Consider the following 15,940-nt stretch of genomic DNA (forward strand, 5'->3'; position numbering starts at 1 on the left):
CAGGATATAAGGAAATCTTTATCTGTGCATATGGACTGGCGCCGTTCCGGTTCCGGCCGGCGGCCGTCGCGCGGGCTGCGGGCGCCGTCGTCAGGCGTCCTCGCCGAAGCGGTTGGCGACCAGTTCCTCCAATGCGGCCATCGCCTCGTGCGCGTCGGCGCCGGCGGCGGTGATGCGGATATGGCAGCCCGGGCTTGCCGCCAGCATCATCAGGCCCATGATCGAGGTGCCGCCGACCGAAACGCCGTCCTTTTCCACGGTCACCTCGGCCTTGAAACTGCCGGCGAGCTGCACGAAGCGCGCGGAGGCGCGTGCATGCAGGCCGCGCTTGTTGACGATCTCGATGTCGCGAACGATCGAGACTTCCCGCGTCGTCGTCATTTGCCGTTCAGGACCCGGCTCGCCACGTTGATATATTTGCGTCCGGCGGCCTGAGCGCCCTCCAGCGCGGCGGCCATGTCGTTGCCGGCGCGCACGCTGGTGAGCTTGATCAACATCGGCAGGTTCATGCCCGCGATCACCTCGATGCGGCCCGGCTCCATCACCGAGATGGCGAGATTGGAGGGCGTGCCGCCGAACATATCCGTAAGAATGACCACGCCGGCGCCGTCATCGACCCTGGCGACCGCCTCGACGATATCCTGACGCCGCAGTTCGATATCGTCGTCGGCCTCGATGGGGACGGTCTCGAAAGCATCCTGGGTCCCCACGACATGTTCGACGGCATGCCGGAATTCCTCGGCAAGGCGACCGTGCGTGACCAGCACGACTCCGATCATGAATGCTTCGCTCCCGTCAGCGCCCCCAGGGTCGGGGCGCGTCTGTTCTGGTTTTTCGTCATCCGCCAGCCCGGCGGCAGGTGCGCTATCTTGTCGACGGGCCGGCCTTTGACAAGCCCAAATCTCGGATCACGGCCGATCAATATGGCCGAAATCGGGGCCGAGCGGCCGAAAAACGGCCCAAACCGAGTCGGTTCCTGGCTGTTTTGCGCAGCCTTGCGACTAGAAAAGACGGACGCCGGTCCGAGCGGAACGATCGCCGAAAAATCCGGGAATTTTTCCGTAATATGTTGAGAAATAATCATTTTCTCGAATGGGGGCGAGTCGTCGTCCCGACTGTTCGCGGCCGCGGTTACGGCGACGGCGTCCGGTCCGCGCCGACGGGCCGTGGCTGCAAGGCGCGCGTTTCGTCGCAACCCGCCCGCAACCGGCCGAGCGCCTCCAGCCGGGCGAGCACGGCCGGCATGGCGGCGGCCACGGCGCGCTCGGCCACGGCGAGGGCTGCGATTTCCACCGTCTCGATCAGTTCCACGCCGCCGGGATCGAGCCGCGGCGCTTCGCGTGCCGGCACGAGCCTGACGCACAGATCGATCACCGCCGCGGCTTCGTGCGCCTGGGCGGCCGGTCCGTGTCCGTAGACCTCAGCCAGCCCGGCGATCGCCCCGGGCACCCGCGCCACCAGACGCGGCCCGTGCCGCTCGAGCACGAGCCGGTCGTCGCCGACGAGCCAGGCCGGCATGCCGGCCGCCCGGCACCGCGCCACGAGGCCCAGCGCCAGCGTCGATTTTCCGGCCCCGGACGGTCCCAGCACGATCACGCCGCGATCGCCGATGACGAGTCCGCTCGCGTGGACGTTTTTCATCGGCCGGCCATGCGTCGCATCCTCAGCCTTCGGCGGGCAGCTTGACGATGAAGCGCGCGCCGCGCACGTCGCCCGACTTGCTGCCGGGGATGTTTTCGGCCGTCAGCGTGCCGCCATGGGCTTCGACGATCTGGCGGCTGATCGACAGGCCGAGGCCCGAATTCTGCCCGAACGCCTCGCCTTGGGGCCGGTCGGTGTAAAACCGCTCGAAGATGCGGTCGATGTTCTCGGCACGGATGCCCGGCCCGTTATCGTCGATGGTGACGATGATGTTGCGGGCGCTGCGCGCCAGCGTCAACTGAACGCGCCCGCCCTCGTCGGGGACGAAGGAGCGGGCGTTTTCGAGCAGGTTGGTGAACACCTGGCCGAGCCGCAGATCGTGGCCGTTGACCAGGAAGCCGCGCCCGTTCTGGCCGGCCTTGGCAACGCGAAACTCGATCGCGACCTGTTTCTTGTCGCGGGTATGCGCGCTTGCCGCCGCGACGAGATCGGTCAGGAATTTCTGCAGGTCGAGCGGTGCGGCGTCGGCGCGCGCCAGCTCGGCGTCGAGCCGAGAAGCGTCGGAAATGTCGGTGATCAGGCGATCGAGCCGGCGCACGTCGTGCTGGATGATGGCCAAAAGCCGACTGCGCGCCTCCTCGTTGCGTGCCAGGGGCAGCGTCTCGACCGCGCTGCGCAGCGAGGTCAGCGGGTTCTTCAATTCATGCGAGACGTCGGCGGCGAAACTCTCGATCGCGTCGATGCGCGCGTAAAGCGCCCTGGTCATGTCGCGCAGCGCGATCGACAGATTGCCGATCTCGTCCTGGCGCTCGGAGAAGTCGGGGATCTCCTCGCGGCTCCGCACGCCGCGGCGCACCCGCACCGCCGCCGCCGACAGCCGCCGCAGCGGATTGGCGATCGTGGAGGCGAGCAGCATCGACAAGATCGCGGTCACCAGCGCCGCCACACCGAAGACGCGGAAGATCGCCTTGCGTTCGTCGGCGACGATCTTGTCGATGTCGCCGCCCTGGGTCGACAGCAAAAGCACACCGAGCACGGCGCGGAAGCGCTGCACCGGCACCGCCACCGACACGATCATCTCGCCCTGTTCGCTGATGCGCACGACGAAGCCGGGCGTGCCGATCAGCGCCCGCATCACCTCCGGATAGGCGGCTCCGTTGCCGCCCGGCTGCTCGCGGTAAAGCGGCAGGTCGCTGCGGCGGAAGAAATCGGAGAGGATTTTCTCGACGCGGTCGAAAAAGTCCGGCTCGGCCTCCTCCAGCGGCGGCAGGTCGTAGCGCAGGATCTGGCCGCGCGAATAGAGATGGCGCGAATCCAGAAGCAGGTTGGCGTCGCGGTCGTAAATCCGCGCCCGGGTGCGCGTCGGCGAGATCAGGCGGCGCAGCAGCGGGGCGACCAGCTCCGGGTTGATGGGGAACTCCAGACTGTCGAGCTGGTCCGTACCCGGCGCCAGGCTTTCGCCGGCCTGCAGCTCGAGCAGCTTTTCCGGATCGATGCTGATGGCATCGGTCTCCACCGTCGCCGAGGCCGCGACCGCGGCCGCGATGATCTCGCCCTGGGTCATCAGGCTTTCGACGCGCGCCTCGATCAGCCCGTCCCGGAACTGGTTCAGGTAAAGAATGCCCAGAACCAGCACCCCGAGCGCGGCGAGGTTGAGAAACAGGATGCGCCGCGTCAGGCTGGAAAAGATGTGATGGCCCAGAAACCGGCGCAGGGGCACGGTCAGCCATCCGACGACGGATGGACCGTTTCGTGCCGTGCCTGCCCGTTTGCGTTCGGTTTCGGCTACCATCTGTTGCCGGGGTCCACCCGACGCCTGTCCCAGTTTCACGCCTCGCGGAAGCGGTATCCAACACCATAAAGTGTTTCGATCATGTCGAATTCTTGGTCGACGACCTTGAACTTCTTCCTGAGCCGCTTGATGTGGCTGTCGATCGTGCGGTCGTCAACATAGACCTGCTCGTCATAGGCCGAATCCATCAGCGCGTCACGGCTTTTGACCACGCCGGGACGCTGGGCCAGCGAGTGCAGGATCAGGAATTCGGTCACCGTCAGGATGACCGGCTCGCCCTTCCAGGTGCAGGTATGCCGCTCCTGGTCCATGACCAGTTGCCCGCGTTCGAGCGATTTCGTCTGGCCGCTGGGCGATTTGGCGGCGGCCTCGCGCGCGTTGGCGCGCCGCAGCACCGCCTTGACCCGCTCGACCAGCAGGCGCTGGGAGAACGGTTTGCGGATGAAGTCGTCGGCGCCCATCTTGAGGCCGAACAATTCGTCGATCTCGTCGTCCTTCGACGTCAGGAAGATCACCGGCATGTCCGATTTCTGCCGCAGCCGGCGCAGCAGCTCCATGCCGTCCATGCGCGGCATCTTGATGTCGAGAATGGCCAGATTGGGCGGGCGGGCGGAAAACCCGTCCAGGGCGGACGACCCGTCCGTGTAGGTCTCCACGCGATAGCCTTCCGATTCCAGGGCGATGGAGACCGAAGTCAGGATGTTGCGGTCATCGTCGACGAGTGCGATCGTTGCCATGTCAAACGTATCCCTCATAAGCGGGCGTCCCTTCCTGCTTCCGGAAAGGGCTATAGGCGGACAAATTGGGTACAAAATGTGGCATAGAACAAAGGCCATGTCACATGCGCGGACCCGCAAGCCCCATATCGCCTGTGCACGACCTATTCCGGCGAACGGAAAAATTTAACCCTTTTTCAACAGCCTGCCCGTTTTTAAACGATTTAGGAAAAATTCAAAAATTTTTAAATCGATTAATGATTTGAAACAAAAAGGCTTTTCTGGTTGTGACCTCTGGCCGATGCTTGCCGGGGTCGAGGTTAGCGCATTGGCGGACGAACCAACGCAAAAAGACGCCAGGGAGCGGAACGAATGCGAGAGATCGGCAAGCGCAATGCCCGTTGCGGGATCGATATTATCGGGCTCGGCAAGGCCGCGGCCGCCCACTACAATCTCTGCGAAGCCGAACTCTACGAGGAAGCGTTGCGCCGCGGCGAGGCGCGTCTGACCGCCCACGGCGCGCTCGTCGCCCTGACCGGCCAGCACACCGGCCGTTCCGCCAAGGACAAGGTCGTCGTGCGCGACGCGGCCAGCGAGCCGCATGTGTGGTGGGACAACAACAACGCCATCACGCCCGAGCAGTTCGACCTGCTCTTGGCCGATTTCCAGGCCCAGGTCGAGGGCCGCGACCTCTTCGTGCAGGACCTCGCCGGCGGCGCGGATCCCGAAAACAGGCTTCCGACCCGGGTCGTCACCGAATATGCGTGGCATTCGCTGTTCATCCGCAACCTTCTGATCCGTCCCGACCGGACGGCGCTCGACACGTTCGAGCCGAAGCTTACCATCATCGACCTGCCGTCGTTCCGCGCCGATCCGGCCCGCCACGGCACCCGCAGCGAAACGGTGATCGCCGTCGATCTCAGCCGCATGATCGTGCTGATCGGCGGCACCTCCTATGCCGGCGAAATGAAGAAGTCGGTGTTCACCGTGCTCAACTATCTGCTGCCGGACAACGGCGTCATGCCGATGCACTGCTCGGCCAATGTCGGCCCCGACGGCGACGCGGCGGTGTTCTTCGGCCTGTCGGGCACCGGCAAGACCACGCTGTCGGCCGACCCGCGCCGCACGCTGATCGGCGATGACGAACATGGCTGGGGCGAGGACGGCATCTTCAATTTCGAGGGCGGCTGCTACGCCAAGACCATCCGCCTGTCGGCCGCCGCCGAGCCGGAAATCTTCGCCACGACGCGTCGGTTCGGCACCGTGCTGGAAAATGTCGTCCTGGACGAGAGCCGGGTTCCCGATTTCGACGACGGGTCGCTGACCGAAAACACGCGTTGCGCCTATCCGCTGCATTTCATTCCCAATGCCAGCGACAGCGGCCGCGCCGGCCATCCCAAGAACATCATCATGCTGACGGCGGACGCCTTCGGCATCCTGCCGCCGATCGCCCGGCTGTCGCCGGCCCAGGCCATGTATCATTTCCTGTCCGGCTACACCGCCAAGGTCGCCGGCACCGAAAAGGGCGTGACCGAGCCGGAAGCGACCTTCTCCACCTGTTTCGGCGCGCCCTTCATGCCGCGCCACCCGGCCGAATACGGCAATCTCCTGCGCGAACTGATCGCCCGCCACGGCGTCGATTGCTGGCTGGTCAACACCGGTTGGACCGGCGGCGCCTACGGCACCGGCTCGCGCATGCCGATCAAGGCCACGCGCGCGCTGTTGACGGCGGCGCTGGAAGGCTCGCTCAACGCCTGCGAGTTCCGCACCGATCCGAATTTCGGCTTCGAGGTGCCGGTCGCCGTGCCCGACGTCGACGCCGCCATTCTCGACCCGCGCGCGACCTGGGCCGATCAGGCCGCCTACGACCGGCAGGCGGCCAAGCTGGTCGGCATGTTCATCGACAATTTCGCCAAGTTCGAGAATCATGTCGACGCCGGCGTGCGCAGCGCGGCGCCGCAGGTTCAGGTCGCCGCCGAGTAGCGTTGCGGCGCCGGTTTCGCGCGCAGATAGCGGCCCGGCCTCGCGCCGGGCCTTTTCTTTTGGCCCCCGGCGCGGCATGTGTGGATTGCGGCGGGTTCGGCGCACGACGAAATCTCCGTGTCCGAAACCGCGCCAGGATTGGGGTCCGCACCCCGGGAGAGGGGCATGTCAGGCGAAGAGGTGTTTTCGATCGCGCCCGGCGTGACGGTCGGCGAGGCCGAACTCGAGGAGCATTTCATCCGCTCCTCCGGTCCCGGCGGCCAGAACGTCAACAAGGTCGCGACAGCCGTCCAGCTGCGCTTCGACGCGCGCAACGCCCGCGGCCTGCCGGAGCCCGTGCGCAATCGCCTTGTGAAGCTGGCTGGCCAGCGCGCCACCAAGGACGGCGTGATCGTCATTGAGGCCGGGCGGTTCAGGACCCAGGAGCGCAATCGCGAGGACGCGCGCCAGCGCCTGCTGGCGCTCGTCGCCCGCGCCGCCGAGCCGCCGCCGCCGCCGCGCAAGAAGACGCGGCCGTCGAAAGGCGCGGTCGAGCGCCGTTTGAAGGCCAAGGCCGGCCGCGCGGCGATCAAGAAGATGCGCGGGCGTGTCGACAAGGAGTGACGTCACGCCGGCGGCGGATCCGGCCGGCTGTGGATGGTAACCATGATTTTCGGATTGGCGGTGTCGTGAATTGACAGCGGCAGCGCAAGCCTCTTAACCTTTTCTTAACGATAAGACACGGGTTGCAGGGGGCGAGCCGATGCATGGCAAGACGACGCCGGGACTCCGGCCAACGATCCTCGCGGCGCTTCTGGTGGCCGGGTCGCTCGCGCCTGCCGCCGCGCAGCCGGTCGATTCCATGGTCACCGGCAGCCTGACCTCGCAGCCGATCGGCCATTACGAGTTCTGCAAGGCCAATCCGCGCGAATGTTCCATCGCCATGCGCGACCGCGGTCCCGCGCGGCTCACCAAGACGCTGTGGTCGACGCTGTCGCGCGTGAACGTTTCGGTCAACCGCGCCGTCAAGCCGATGAACGACATCGACATTTTCGGCAAGGACGAGGTGTGGAGCTATCCCGACGGTGTCGGCGATTGCGAGGACTACGTGCTCGAAAAGCGCCGCCTGCTGCAGGGCAAGGGCGTGTCGCTCACCAACCTGCTGATCACCGTGGTGCGCAAGCCCGACGGCGAGGGCCACGCCGTGCTGACCGTGCGCACCGACAAGGGCGACCTCATTCTCGACAATCTGCGCGACGATATCCGCCCGTGGAGCAAGACCGGCTACCGGTTCCTCAAACGGCAGGCGAGCAACCATACCGGCCGCTGGGTCAATCTCCACGCCGAGCGCAACCGGTTCGTCGGCTCGGTCAACCGTTGAGCGGGTCCGTCTGAACGGCCTGGCGCGCGACCGTCGCTCGCCAAGCCAGCCGGCCCGACCGCGCCCTTCAAAGAGCGTTCCAAAAACTCCTCCCGGACGGCCTTGCGCCGGTTTTGCCCGCCCACTCGTCAGGGCGTGCGATCGCGGTCGCGCCGACCGGCCAGGCCGGCCCCGAAGAACGGCGGCGATGGCGCGAAGCCGGGGGCGCCCGGCGCGGCCTCAAGCCATGTACGCCAGCCGTCGAATACCCTTTCCGGCGGTGAGGGGACGACAGGCCTCGGTTGCGATTGATTTGCCGCCCATATCCCTATACCCGGACAGGAACGGAAATCGACTGAGTGGGACATGACGGTACGTATACTCGTTTTCGCAGGCTCGATCCGCAGCGGCGCGTTCAGCGGCCGCACCGCCGACGCGGCCATGAAAGAACTGGCCCTGCAGGGCGCGGAGGTCACCCGCATTTCGCTGGAGGACTATCCGCTGCCGATCATGGACGAGGACCTCGAAAAGGAAAAAGGCATCCCTGAAAACGCGCTCAAGCTCGCACGGCTGTTCGCAGCCCATGACGGGCTTCTGATCGCCAGTCCCGAATACAACGCCTCGATCCCGCCGCTGCTCAAGAACACGCTCGACTGGGTGAGCCGCGTCAAAAAGGACGGCGCCGCGCCGCTGCACCCGTATCAGGACAAGGTCGTCGGCCTGTGCTCCTCGTCCAACGGTCAGTTCGGCGGCAATCGCGGCCTCTATCATCTGCGCGCCGTGCTGATGAACTGCCAGGCCGAGATCGTTACGCCGCAATGTTCGGTCGCGGGCGCCGCCGAGGCCTTCGACGAGGAGGGGCGGCTGAAGAACGAGCGCCAGCACAAGATGCTGGAAAAGGTCTGCCGCACGCTGATCGAACGGGCCTCGATGCTGTCGACGAGGGTGGATGCATGAAGGACGCGAACAACGTCGCCGAAAGACTGATCGTCGGGCTCGACCTGCCGGATGTGGCGACGGCCGAAAAGGCCGTTTCGGAACTCGACGGTGTCGTCTCCTTCTTCAAGATCGGCTATCGGCTGGTGTTCGCCGGTGGTCTCGAATTCGCGCGCGATCTCGTCGCCTCGGGCAAGAACGTGTTTCTCGACATGAAACTGCTCGACATCGACAACACCGTGGCCGAGGGCGTCGAGAACGTCGCCGCGATGGGCGTGTCGATGCTGACCGTGCACGCCTATCCCAAGGCGATGCGCGCCGCCGTCGAAGCGGCCGCCGGCAGCGATCTGTGCCTGCTCGGCGTGACCGTGCTCACCTCGATGGACGATCGCGACCTCTCCGAGGCCGGTTACGGCTTCGACGCCCGCGCCCTGGTCGAGCGCCGCGCGCGCCAGGCGCGCGAGACCGGCATGGGCGGCATCGTCTGCGCGGCCACCGAGGCGGCGGCCGTGCGCGCGATCGTCGGCCCGGAGATGGCGCTGGTGACGCCGGGCATCCGTCCGGCCGGCGCCGCCCACGGCGACCAGAAGCGGGTGATGACGCCGGCCGATGGGCTGCGCGCCGGCGCCAGCCATCTCGTCGTCGCCCGTCCGGTCGTCGGCGCGCGCGACCGCCGCGCCGCCGCCCAGGCGATCATCACGGAAATGGAAACGGCCTGAACCAGAACCGTCCCGGGAGGAAAACATGCCGAAAGCCTATTGGATCGCCCATGTCGATGTCCGCGATCCCGAACGCTACAAGGATTATGTCGCGACCGCGAAGCCGGCCTTCGAACGACACGGCGCCAATTTCCTGGCCCGCGGCGGCGCCTACGAGGCGATGGAAGGCGCGGGGCGCGCGCGCAACGTCGTCATCGAGTTTCCATCCCTGCAGGCGGCGAAGGAATGCTACAATTCGCCCGAATACCAGGCGGCCAAGGCGATCCGCGTGACGGTCGCCGATGCCGAGATGGTGATCGTCGAGGGATATGACGCCTGAGCGGCATTCCCGCCCTGCCTGCCGGCTACGCCATCAGAGCCGCCCGGCCTGACGAGGTCCCCCGGCTGATCGCCGTCGAGACGGCGGCCGCGCGCCTGTTCGCCGACCACGGCTATCCCGCGCTCGCCGACGAGCCTCCGCGCACGCCCAAGGCGTTCGCCCGCTTCACGGCCGGCACCAGCGTGCTCGTCGCCGAAAGCCGGGATGCCACGCCGGCCGGCTTCGTCGTGGGCGGCGATGTCGGCGGCTATTTTTACCTGATGGAGCTCTCCGTCGATCCCGCCCATGGCCGGCGCGGGCTTGGCACCGCCCTCGTGCTGGCCGCGCTCGGCGCGGCGCGGCGGCTCGCCTATCGCGATGCCGCGCTTTCCACCTTCCGCGCCGTGCCCTTCAACGCGCCCTTTTACGGCAAGCTCGGCTTTAGCGAACTGGAGCCGGCGCATGCGCCGCCGGCGCTTCTGGCCCGGTTCAAGCGCGAGATGCCGCCGGGCGTCGAGGCGTCGGCGCGCGTGCTGATGGTGCGGCGCATCGGGGCCTAGCCTGGTGCAGGGCGGAACAGCTCTATTGCAATGCAGCAAAAGCCTGTTACCGTCATCGGTCATAACCAATGACCCTTCGCGTCGCGATTCTGGGCGGCTATCGGAACGGAAGGCGGTACATTTCGATGTTTTATCAGGCCTATGAGTGGAATCATGCCGCGATCCAGCCCTATCGCGCGGTGGCGGATGCGACGCGGCTGTTCTACAGCAATCCGCTCAACCCGCTCTCCCACACCGCGTTCGGGCGCTCCGCCGCGGCAATGGCGGAGATGTTCGAGCGCACCACGCGGCGTTACGGCAAGCCGGATTTCGGCCTGACCTCCACCGTGGTCGACTGGAAGCCGGTTTCGGTCAGCGAGGACATCGTCTGGAAGCGGCCGTTCTGCAACCTGATCCGTTTCAAGCGCGACCTGCCGGCCGGCCGCAAGCCCGATCCCAAGCTCCTGATCGTGGCGCCGATGTCGGGGCACTACGCGACCTTGTTGCGCGGCACGGTCGAGGCGATGCTGCCGCATGCCGAGGTTCACATCACCGATTGGGTCGACGCCCGCATGGTGCCGCTCTCCAAGGGGCATTTCGACCTGGACGACTATATCGACTACGTCATCGAGATGCTGCACGCGCTCGGGCCGGACACGCATGTCATGGCCGTGTGCCAGCCCTCCGTGCCGGTCCTGGCCGCGGCCGCGGTGATGGAGGCGCGCGGCGACCAATTCGCGCCCTCGACCATGACGCTGATGGGCGGGCCGATCGACACGCGCATCAACCCGACCGCCGTCAACCAGCTCGCCGAGGAAAAGGATCTCGCCTGGTTCCGCGACAACGCCATCATGCAGGTTCCCTGGCCCAATCCCGGTTTCGCCCGCGAGGTCTATCCCGGTTTTCTGCAGCTTTCGGGCTTCATGAGCATGAATCTCGACCGCCACATCATCGCCCACAAGGATTTCTTCCTGCATCTGGTCAAGAATGACGGCGATTCGGCCGACAAGCATCGCGATTTTTATGACGAATATCTGGCTGTGATGGATCTGACGGCCGAGTTCTACCTGCAGACGGTCGACACGGTGTTCATCCGCCACGCTTTGCCCAAGGGCGAGATGACCCATCGCGGCGAACCGGTCGATCCGGCCGCGATCCGCTCGATCGCGCTGATGACGGTCGAGGGCGAAAACGACGACATTTCGGGCGTCGGCCAGACCAAGGCCGCGCAGACGCTGTGCACCAATATTCCCGACGACATGCGCGTGCACTACATGCAGCCGGCCGTCGGCCATTACGGCGTCTTCAACGGCTCGCGCTTCCGCGCCGAGATCGTGCCGCGCATCGTCGATTTCATCACCAGCTATGGCCGCGAGAACCGCGACGCGCTCGGCCGGCACCTGCCCGCCAAAAAACCCGCCGCCAAGTCGACGGGACGCACCAGGGCCTGACCTTAGAGTATCGGTTTTGATCAAGCCAGATTTTGGGGTCCATCTTCTATCCTGCTTGACGAGGGTGTTGGCGAGTTCGATGAGCTTGCGCATGATGGCTGCTAGGGCAAGTTTGGGGGAAGGCGGTCATCGCCTTGTACTTTCGCGCCATGTCGGGGTTGAAGCGTGCGGCGACGAGGGCGGACATGTAGAGGGCGTCACGCAGGAACTTGGGCCGCTCTGACTGAATGCCTTTCCCTGCCACGTGCTGGATTGTCTTATCATGAGAGCGAGACCTGCTAGACTGGTCGCCTGTTTTTTGGCCGAGCGTTCCGATTTTGGGACATTCGATGAGGATTGCCGCCGCGATCTCGCTGGTGTCGGGAATGGAGCGCAGGATGTCATGGGCCGGGGCACGCCGCGCGCGAAAGCGCAGTTGCGCTTCGATCTCTCCCCGTAGCGCTTTCAACTTTCGAGCGACCTGATCGATGCGGGCTGCGGTCTGACGTTGGGTGAAGGCGAGGCTCTGTGTTTTCAAACGCTTCTTGAGCCGGGTCTTTTCCTTGAACAAGGCTGTACCGGCAACCTGCAATTCCTTGAGGGCATGTTGGTTTTCCGCCACAGGCCTGTCAGGAGCCAGGTTCGGAGCCGAGCCCATCCGCGTCAGAAGACACGCATCCACGGCATCGGTTTTGACCCTGGTTCCGCACGCTTGGGCAAAGCGGCGGGCCTGCAGCGGGTTGACCTTCGCCAACGCCAGCCGCCCCGCAAAGGCCCGCTCGAAACGGGCATGGTAGGGCCGGTCGCTTCATAAACCACCAGAGCCGGCAGTTCCGAACCGATCCAGCGCTTCAGTGCGCAAAACCCGGCCGGAGCGTTGCCGGATCGGGCCGAGACGCCCGTGCCGAGCCGATGCGCGTCCAGATGGACTTTCGAGATGTCGACGCCGATGCCATCCTTCATGGACTTGGCCATGTCCCGTGCTTGTCGTGCAGAGCCCTGTAATTGATATAAGGCTGCTGCGTATCCGTTCAGGCCTCATGCGAAGACGATGGCTGATCACACTCTAAAACGACCCATCACGACCAAGCCGTCGGCGATCCAGCCACCGTCACTGCATGCCATGATTCGAGGGGCGTGCAGTGGTTCATTCTTCGCGGAATGGCAGCCAGAATCATAAGACAAGCCGGTCTGCGATTTCGCGGAAAGCCAGCCGGGGCTAGATGAACGGGCGCTTGCCGCCAACCGGATCGCTCCAGCCCGCGATCTTGCACAGTCCGTCCTCGTCCAAGACCGCGCAGCCGCGATCGAGCCAGCGCACAAGCCCGCGCGCGGCGATCTTGCGCAGGGTCTTGTTGGTGTGCACGATCGACAGGCCGAGCGTGTCGGCCAGATGTTGCTGGGAAACCGGCAGCATCTTCTTGCGGCCGCTGTCGAACAGGCCGGCGAGGCGCGCGCGCCGGTTGAGGAAAGCCAGCAGATAGGCCGCGCGCTCGAGCGCCGACCGGCGGCCGAGGCTCAACAGGTGTTCGTCCAGAATACGCTCCTCGCGCGCCGCGATCCATGTCAGGTCGAAGCCGAGATCGGGATAGCCTGAAAACAAGGATGCCAGCCGTGCGCGCTCGAACACGCACAGGGTCAGCGGCGTCAGCGCCTCCACCGAATGCTGCATCTCCCCCATCAGCGACCCCTGCAGGCCGACGAGATCGCCGGGCAGGATGAAGTTCAGGATCTGGCGGCGTCCGTCGTCGAGGATCTTGTAACGGAAGGCCCAGCCGTCGAGGACGGTGAACAAATGGGCGCTGTGGGTGCCTTCCACCAGGATGGTCGCACCGGCATCGGCCGTCAGTTCCCCCGTCTTGAAGGTGGATACGAAATCGAGCTCGTCCGCCTCGAAATCGCGAAAATGCTCGCGCTTGCGCAGCGGACAGGCCGAACATTTCGTGCGCGGAGCGATCAGCTTGCCGTTTTTTGCCATCGCACTCCCCCTGATGCACGCCTATCCACGCCGCCAACGGCGCCGGTGCGGGGTCGTGTCTTTTTTAAATGACAGCGCGCGCCGCAAACGGCACTTGAAGCCGTCAAGAACAGGCCGCCCCCCGATCGGGGCCAGGCCGACAGCACAGACTGGACACATGCCTTGCCCGACCACAAACCCGAGATCCTGGTGATCGATTCGGAATATCTGATCGCCTTCGACACCGCGCAGATCCTGTCCGAGGAACTGGGCTGCGAGGTGGAGACGGCCACACCGGAGGCGGGTCGCGAGGTGCTGCGCACACGCCGCTTCGACATTGTCGTGATCGAGGTCCAGGACGATCGGGCCATGACCGAGGCTCTGGCTGCCGCCGCGTGCGCGGCCGGCGGCGCGGTGGTCTTCACCTCCACCTCCGAGGAGGACCGCGACGGCGTCGACGGGTTTTGCCAATGGCCCGTCGTCTTAAAACCGTTTCCTTCCGGCGAGATCGCCCGGTCGGTGACGGCCATTCTGCACGCCAGACGCCCCACGGCCCGTTAGCCGGCGAAGGCGCGCGAGACGATCGAGGCCGAATCGCGATCCGGCCCGTAATCGGCTTCGCCCGAAACCGCCAGCAGTTCCTGCAGGCGCTGGCGGGCCCGGCTGACGCGGCTCTTGATCGTGCCGACCGCGCAGCCGCAGATCGCCGCCGCCTCCTCGTAGGCAAACCCGGACGCGCCGACCAGGATGATCGCTTCACGCTGATCGTCGGGCAGTTCGCCCAGCGCCTTGCGGAAATCGGCCAGGTCGAGCGACCCGTACTGCGCGGGATGGGTGGACAATCTTTCGGTGAAGATGCCGTCGCTGTCCTGGATCTCGCGACCGCGCTTGCGCATCTGGCTGTAGAACTCGTTGCGCAGGATGGTGAACAGCCACGCCTTCAAATTGGTGCCAGGCTCGAAACTGTCCTGCTTGGCCCAGGCCTTCATGATCGTATCCTGGACCAGATCGTCGGCCCGGTCGTGCCGGCCGATCAGTGAGACCGCGAAGGCGCGCAAATTGGGCAGCGACGCCAGAAGTTCGCGTTTGAACGCCAACTTGTCGCCGGCGGAAGCGCAACTCATGCCCGGTCCTTTCTGCCCTTGGGGGCGGACGCCGATTTTTCGGCCTCGTCCAGTTTTTCAAGCAGATCGAGGAACCGATCGGGGATCGCCTCCTCCTTGATGGAATCGTAGAGTTCACGCAATTTCATCGAGATGCGACCGCCCGTTTCAGACGATCCGGCAAAGTCGGCTTGCGCTGGATCGATTGCCGGCATTTTCTTACTTTCCTTCATTTTTCGACGGATTCCCGAGCCCTGGTTCGAACCAAAATGCGAAAGCCGACAAAAAGTTCCATTTCCAGGAACTTTTTTGTTCATGATGCGTTGACCAGCACTTTGAACGCCCAACCACTGTCATGACAAGGGAGACCCGTCACGATGTCGCTTTCCACCCGCATCGCCCCTCATCTGCCTCTGCTGCGGCGATATGCGCGCGCGGTCACGGGTTCGCAGACCTCGGGCGACGCCTACGTCGCCGCCGTGCTCGAAGCTCTGATCGCTGATGTGTCGGCCTTTCCCGACACCTCGAGCGACCGGGTTGCGATCTACAAACTCTTTTCGACCGTGTTCGGTTCCACCGCCGTCAAGATCGAGCCGCCGCAGTCGCCCTTCGCCTGGGAGCAGCGCGCCGTGTCCAATCTGGCCGCTATTCCTCCGGTCGCGCGCCAGGCCTACCTGCTGGTGGCGGTCGAGGAATTCAGCCAATCCGAGACGGCCGAGATCCTCGATCTCGAAGAAGCCGAGATCGGCGTCCTGCTCGAGGCGGCTGCCACGGAGATTTCGCGCCAGGTCGCGACCGACATCATGATCATCGAGGACGAACCGCTGATCGCGATGGATATCGAGCAGATCGTCGAAGAGCTCGGCCACACGGTGACGGGAATCGCGCGCACGCACGAGGAGGCGGTCGCGCTTTATCGCGGCACGAATCCGAAAATGGTGCTCGCCGACATCCAGCTCGCCGACGGCAGCTCGGGCATCGACGCGGTCAACGACATCTTGAAGACAGCGAGCGTGCCGGTGATCTTCATCACCGCCTTCCCGGAGCGCCTGCTGACCGGCGAGCGACCGGAGCCGGCCTTCCTGATGACGAAACCCTTCAATCCGCAAATGCTGAAGGCGTTGATCAGCCAGGCGCTGTTTTTCAACGAAAACGCAGAAGCGGCCGCGTAAATGTGGCCTGGGCGCCGGGCGGACAATGATTTCAACACGTTCAGCGGAACATAAGGCGAGCGCAACCGTTTGTTCTCCTACCTATCCAAAGGAGAACGGCAATGCTCTATTATGCTCTGGTCTTTCTCGTGATTGCCATCATCGCCGGCGTCCTCGGTTTCGGAGGCATCGCGGGAGCGGCGACGGGGATCGCACAAATTCTGTTCTATCTCTTTCTGATATTGCTGGTCATCTCGCTGGTGGCGGGCTTTATAAGGCGAACATAAGATAGATCCGATCCGAAACCGGTCCGGCCGCGACACAGGCGGCCGGGTC

General features: G+C 64.9%; 21 protein-coding genes. 11 read left to right on the plus strand and 10 right to left on the minus strand.

Annotated features, from left to right (window positions below):
- Positions 1-90 precede the first annotated feature (90 nt).
- Genes EP380_RS18010 through EP380_RS18035 form a run of 6 tightly spaced genes read right to left on the minus strand, consistent with a single transcriptional unit; the run spans position 91 to position 4,170 of the window.
- Positions 91-381, minus strand: a complete 291-nt coding sequence (locus EP380_RS18010; RefSeq protein WP_106572976.1) for an HPr family phosphocarrier protein — start codon at positions 379-381, stop codon at positions 91-93.
- The gene (locus tag EP380_RS18015; protein ID WP_106572975.1) at positions 378-779 is read right to left on the minus strand and encodes a PTS sugar transporter subunit IIA; all 402 of its coding nucleotides are present in this window, start codon (positions 777-779) and stop codon (positions 378-380) included. Before EP380_RS18015 ends, EP380_RS18010 begins: the two co-directional genes overlap by 4 nt.
- A complete protein-coding gene (locus tag EP380_RS18020; protein ID WP_127599795.1) occupies positions 776-1,084 on the minus strand; it encodes a hypothetical protein in 309 nt (102 codons plus the stop codon). The genes EP380_RS18015 and EP380_RS18020 overlap by 4 nt, the downstream gene beginning before the upstream one ends.
- 47 nt (positions 1,085-1,131) lie before the next feature.
- Complete coding sequence (locus EP380_RS18025; RefSeq protein ID WP_127599797.1) at positions 1,132-1,641, minus strand: HPr kinase/phosphorylase; 510 nt, start codon at positions 1,639-1,641, stop codon at positions 1,132-1,134.
- A 22-nt stretch (positions 1,642-1,663) separates the two neighbouring features.
- Positions 1,664-3,433: a sensor histidine kinase gene (locus EP380_RS18030; protein WP_106572973.1), complete on the minus strand. Its 1,770-nt coding sequence runs from the start codon at positions 3,431-3,433 to the stop codon at positions 1,664-1,666.
- A gap of 35 nt (positions 3,434-3,468) precedes the next feature.
- Positions 3,469-4,170, minus strand: coding sequence for a response regulator transcription factor (locus EP380_RS18035; RefSeq protein ID WP_106572972.1), 702 nt, complete (start codon positions 4,168-4,170; stop codon positions 3,469-3,471).
- A gap of 351 nt (positions 4,171-4,521) precedes the next feature.
- Between EP380_RS18035 and EP380_RS18040 the strand changes: the two genes are divergently transcribed.
- The 8 genes from EP380_RS18040 (at position 4,522) to EP380_RS18075 (ending at position 11,414) form a co-directional block, all read left to right on the plus strand.
- A complete protein-coding gene (locus EP380_RS18040; protein ID WP_127599799.1) occupies positions 4,522-6,132 on the plus strand; it encodes a phosphoenolpyruvate carboxykinase in 1,611 nt (536 codons plus the stop codon).
- A gap of 165 nt (positions 6,133-6,297) precedes the next feature.
- The gene (arfB, locus tag EP380_RS18045; protein ID WP_106572970.1) at positions 6,298-6,735 is read left to right on the plus strand and encodes an alternative ribosome rescue aminoacyl-tRNA hydrolase ArfB; all 438 of its coding nucleotides are present in this window, start codon (positions 6,298-6,300) and stop codon (positions 6,733-6,735) included.
- A 139-nt stretch (positions 6,736-6,874) separates the two neighbouring features.
- On the plus strand, positions 6,875-7,492 hold the full coding sequence (locus EP380_RS18050; protein WP_238719913.1) for a transglutaminase-like cysteine peptidase: 618 nt from the start codon (positions 6,875-6,877) through the stop codon (positions 7,490-7,492).
- A gap of 345 nt (positions 7,493-7,837) precedes the next feature.
- A complete protein-coding gene (locus EP380_RS18055) occupies positions 7,838-8,428 on the plus strand; it encodes an NADPH-dependent FMN reductase (RefSeq protein ID WP_106572968.1) in 591 nt (196 codons plus the stop codon).
- Positions 8,425-9,126 (plus strand): orotidine-5'-phosphate decarboxylase, encoded by a 702-nt coding sequence (gene pyrF / locus EP380_RS18060; protein ID WP_106572967.1) that lies wholly within the window; start codon positions 8,425-8,427, stop codon positions 9,124-9,126. Before EP380_RS18055 ends, pyrF begins: the two co-directional genes overlap by 4 nt.
- Before the next feature lie 25 nt (positions 9,127-9,151).
- Positions 9,152-9,445 (plus strand): DUF1330 domain-containing protein, encoded by a 294-nt coding sequence (locus EP380_RS18065; protein ID WP_127599801.1) that lies wholly within the window; start codon positions 9,152-9,154, stop codon positions 9,443-9,445.
- 95 nt (positions 9,446-9,540) lie between these two features.
- On the plus strand, positions 9,541-9,984 hold the full coding sequence (locus EP380_RS18070; RefSeq protein ID WP_275069014.1) for a GNAT family N-acetyltransferase: 444 nt from the start codon (positions 9,541-9,543) through the stop codon (positions 9,982-9,984).
- 125 nt (positions 9,985-10,109) lie between these two features.
- On the plus strand, positions 10,110-11,414 hold the full coding sequence (locus tag EP380_RS18075) for a polyhydroxyalkanoate depolymerase (RefSeq protein ID WP_127599918.1): 1,305 nt from the start codon (positions 10,110-10,112) through the stop codon (positions 11,412-11,414).
- Between the two features lie 46 nt (positions 11,415-11,460).
- Here the strand turns inward: EP380_RS18075 and EP380_RS18080 are convergent, their stop codons facing one another.
- Entirely contained in the window at positions 11,461-12,147 is a 687-nt protein-coding gene (locus EP380_RS18080) for an IS110 family transposase (protein WP_238719914.1), read from the minus strand.
- Between the two features lie 465 nt (positions 12,148-12,612).
- Positions 12,613-13,371: a Crp/Fnr family transcriptional regulator gene (locus EP380_RS18085; RefSeq protein ID WP_106572910.1), complete on the minus strand. Its 759-nt coding sequence runs from the start codon at positions 13,369-13,371 to the stop codon at positions 12,613-12,615.
- 162 nt (positions 13,372-13,533) lie between these two features.
- On the opposite strand from EP380_RS18085, the gene EP380_RS18090 reads away from it, so the two are divergent.
- Positions 13,534-13,911 (plus strand): response regulator, encoded by a 378-nt coding sequence (locus EP380_RS18090; RefSeq protein ID WP_127599805.1) that lies wholly within the window; start codon positions 13,534-13,536, stop codon positions 13,909-13,911.
- On the opposite strand, the gene EP380_RS18095 is transcribed toward EP380_RS18090, so the two are convergent.
- Both EP380_RS18095 and EP380_RS23945 read right to left on the minus strand, forming a co-directional pair.
- Positions 13,908-14,474 (minus strand): RNA polymerase sigma factor, encoded by a 567-nt coding sequence (locus EP380_RS18095; RefSeq protein WP_106572912.1) that lies wholly within the window; start codon positions 14,472-14,474, stop codon positions 13,908-13,910. The genes EP380_RS18090 and EP380_RS18095 overlap by 4 nt on opposite strands.
- Positions 14,471-14,686, minus strand: a complete 216-nt coding sequence (locus EP380_RS23945) for a NepR family anti-sigma factor (protein WP_106572913.1) — start codon at positions 14,684-14,686, stop codon at positions 14,471-14,473. Before EP380_RS23945 ends, EP380_RS18095 begins: the two co-directional genes overlap by 4 nt.
- A gap of 144 nt (positions 14,687-14,830) precedes the next feature.
- On the opposite strand from EP380_RS23945, the gene EP380_RS18105 reads away from it, so the two are divergent.
- On the plus strand, positions 14,831-15,625 hold the full coding sequence (locus EP380_RS18105) for a response regulator (RefSeq protein ID WP_106572914.1): 795 nt from the start codon (positions 14,831-14,833) through the stop codon (positions 15,623-15,625).
- A 101-nt stretch (positions 15,626-15,726) separates the two neighbouring features.
- Positions 15,727-15,891, plus strand: coding sequence for a DUF1328 domain-containing protein (locus EP380_RS18110; RefSeq protein ID WP_106572915.1), 165 nt, complete (start codon positions 15,727-15,729; stop codon positions 15,889-15,891).
- Positions 15,892-15,940 lie beyond the last annotated feature (49 nt).

Source organism: Nitratireductor alexandrii (genome assembly GCF_004000215.1).
Taxonomy (GTDB): Bacteria; Pseudomonadota; Alphaproteobacteria; order Rhizobiales; family Rhizobiaceae; genus Mangrovimarina; species Mangrovimarina alexandrii.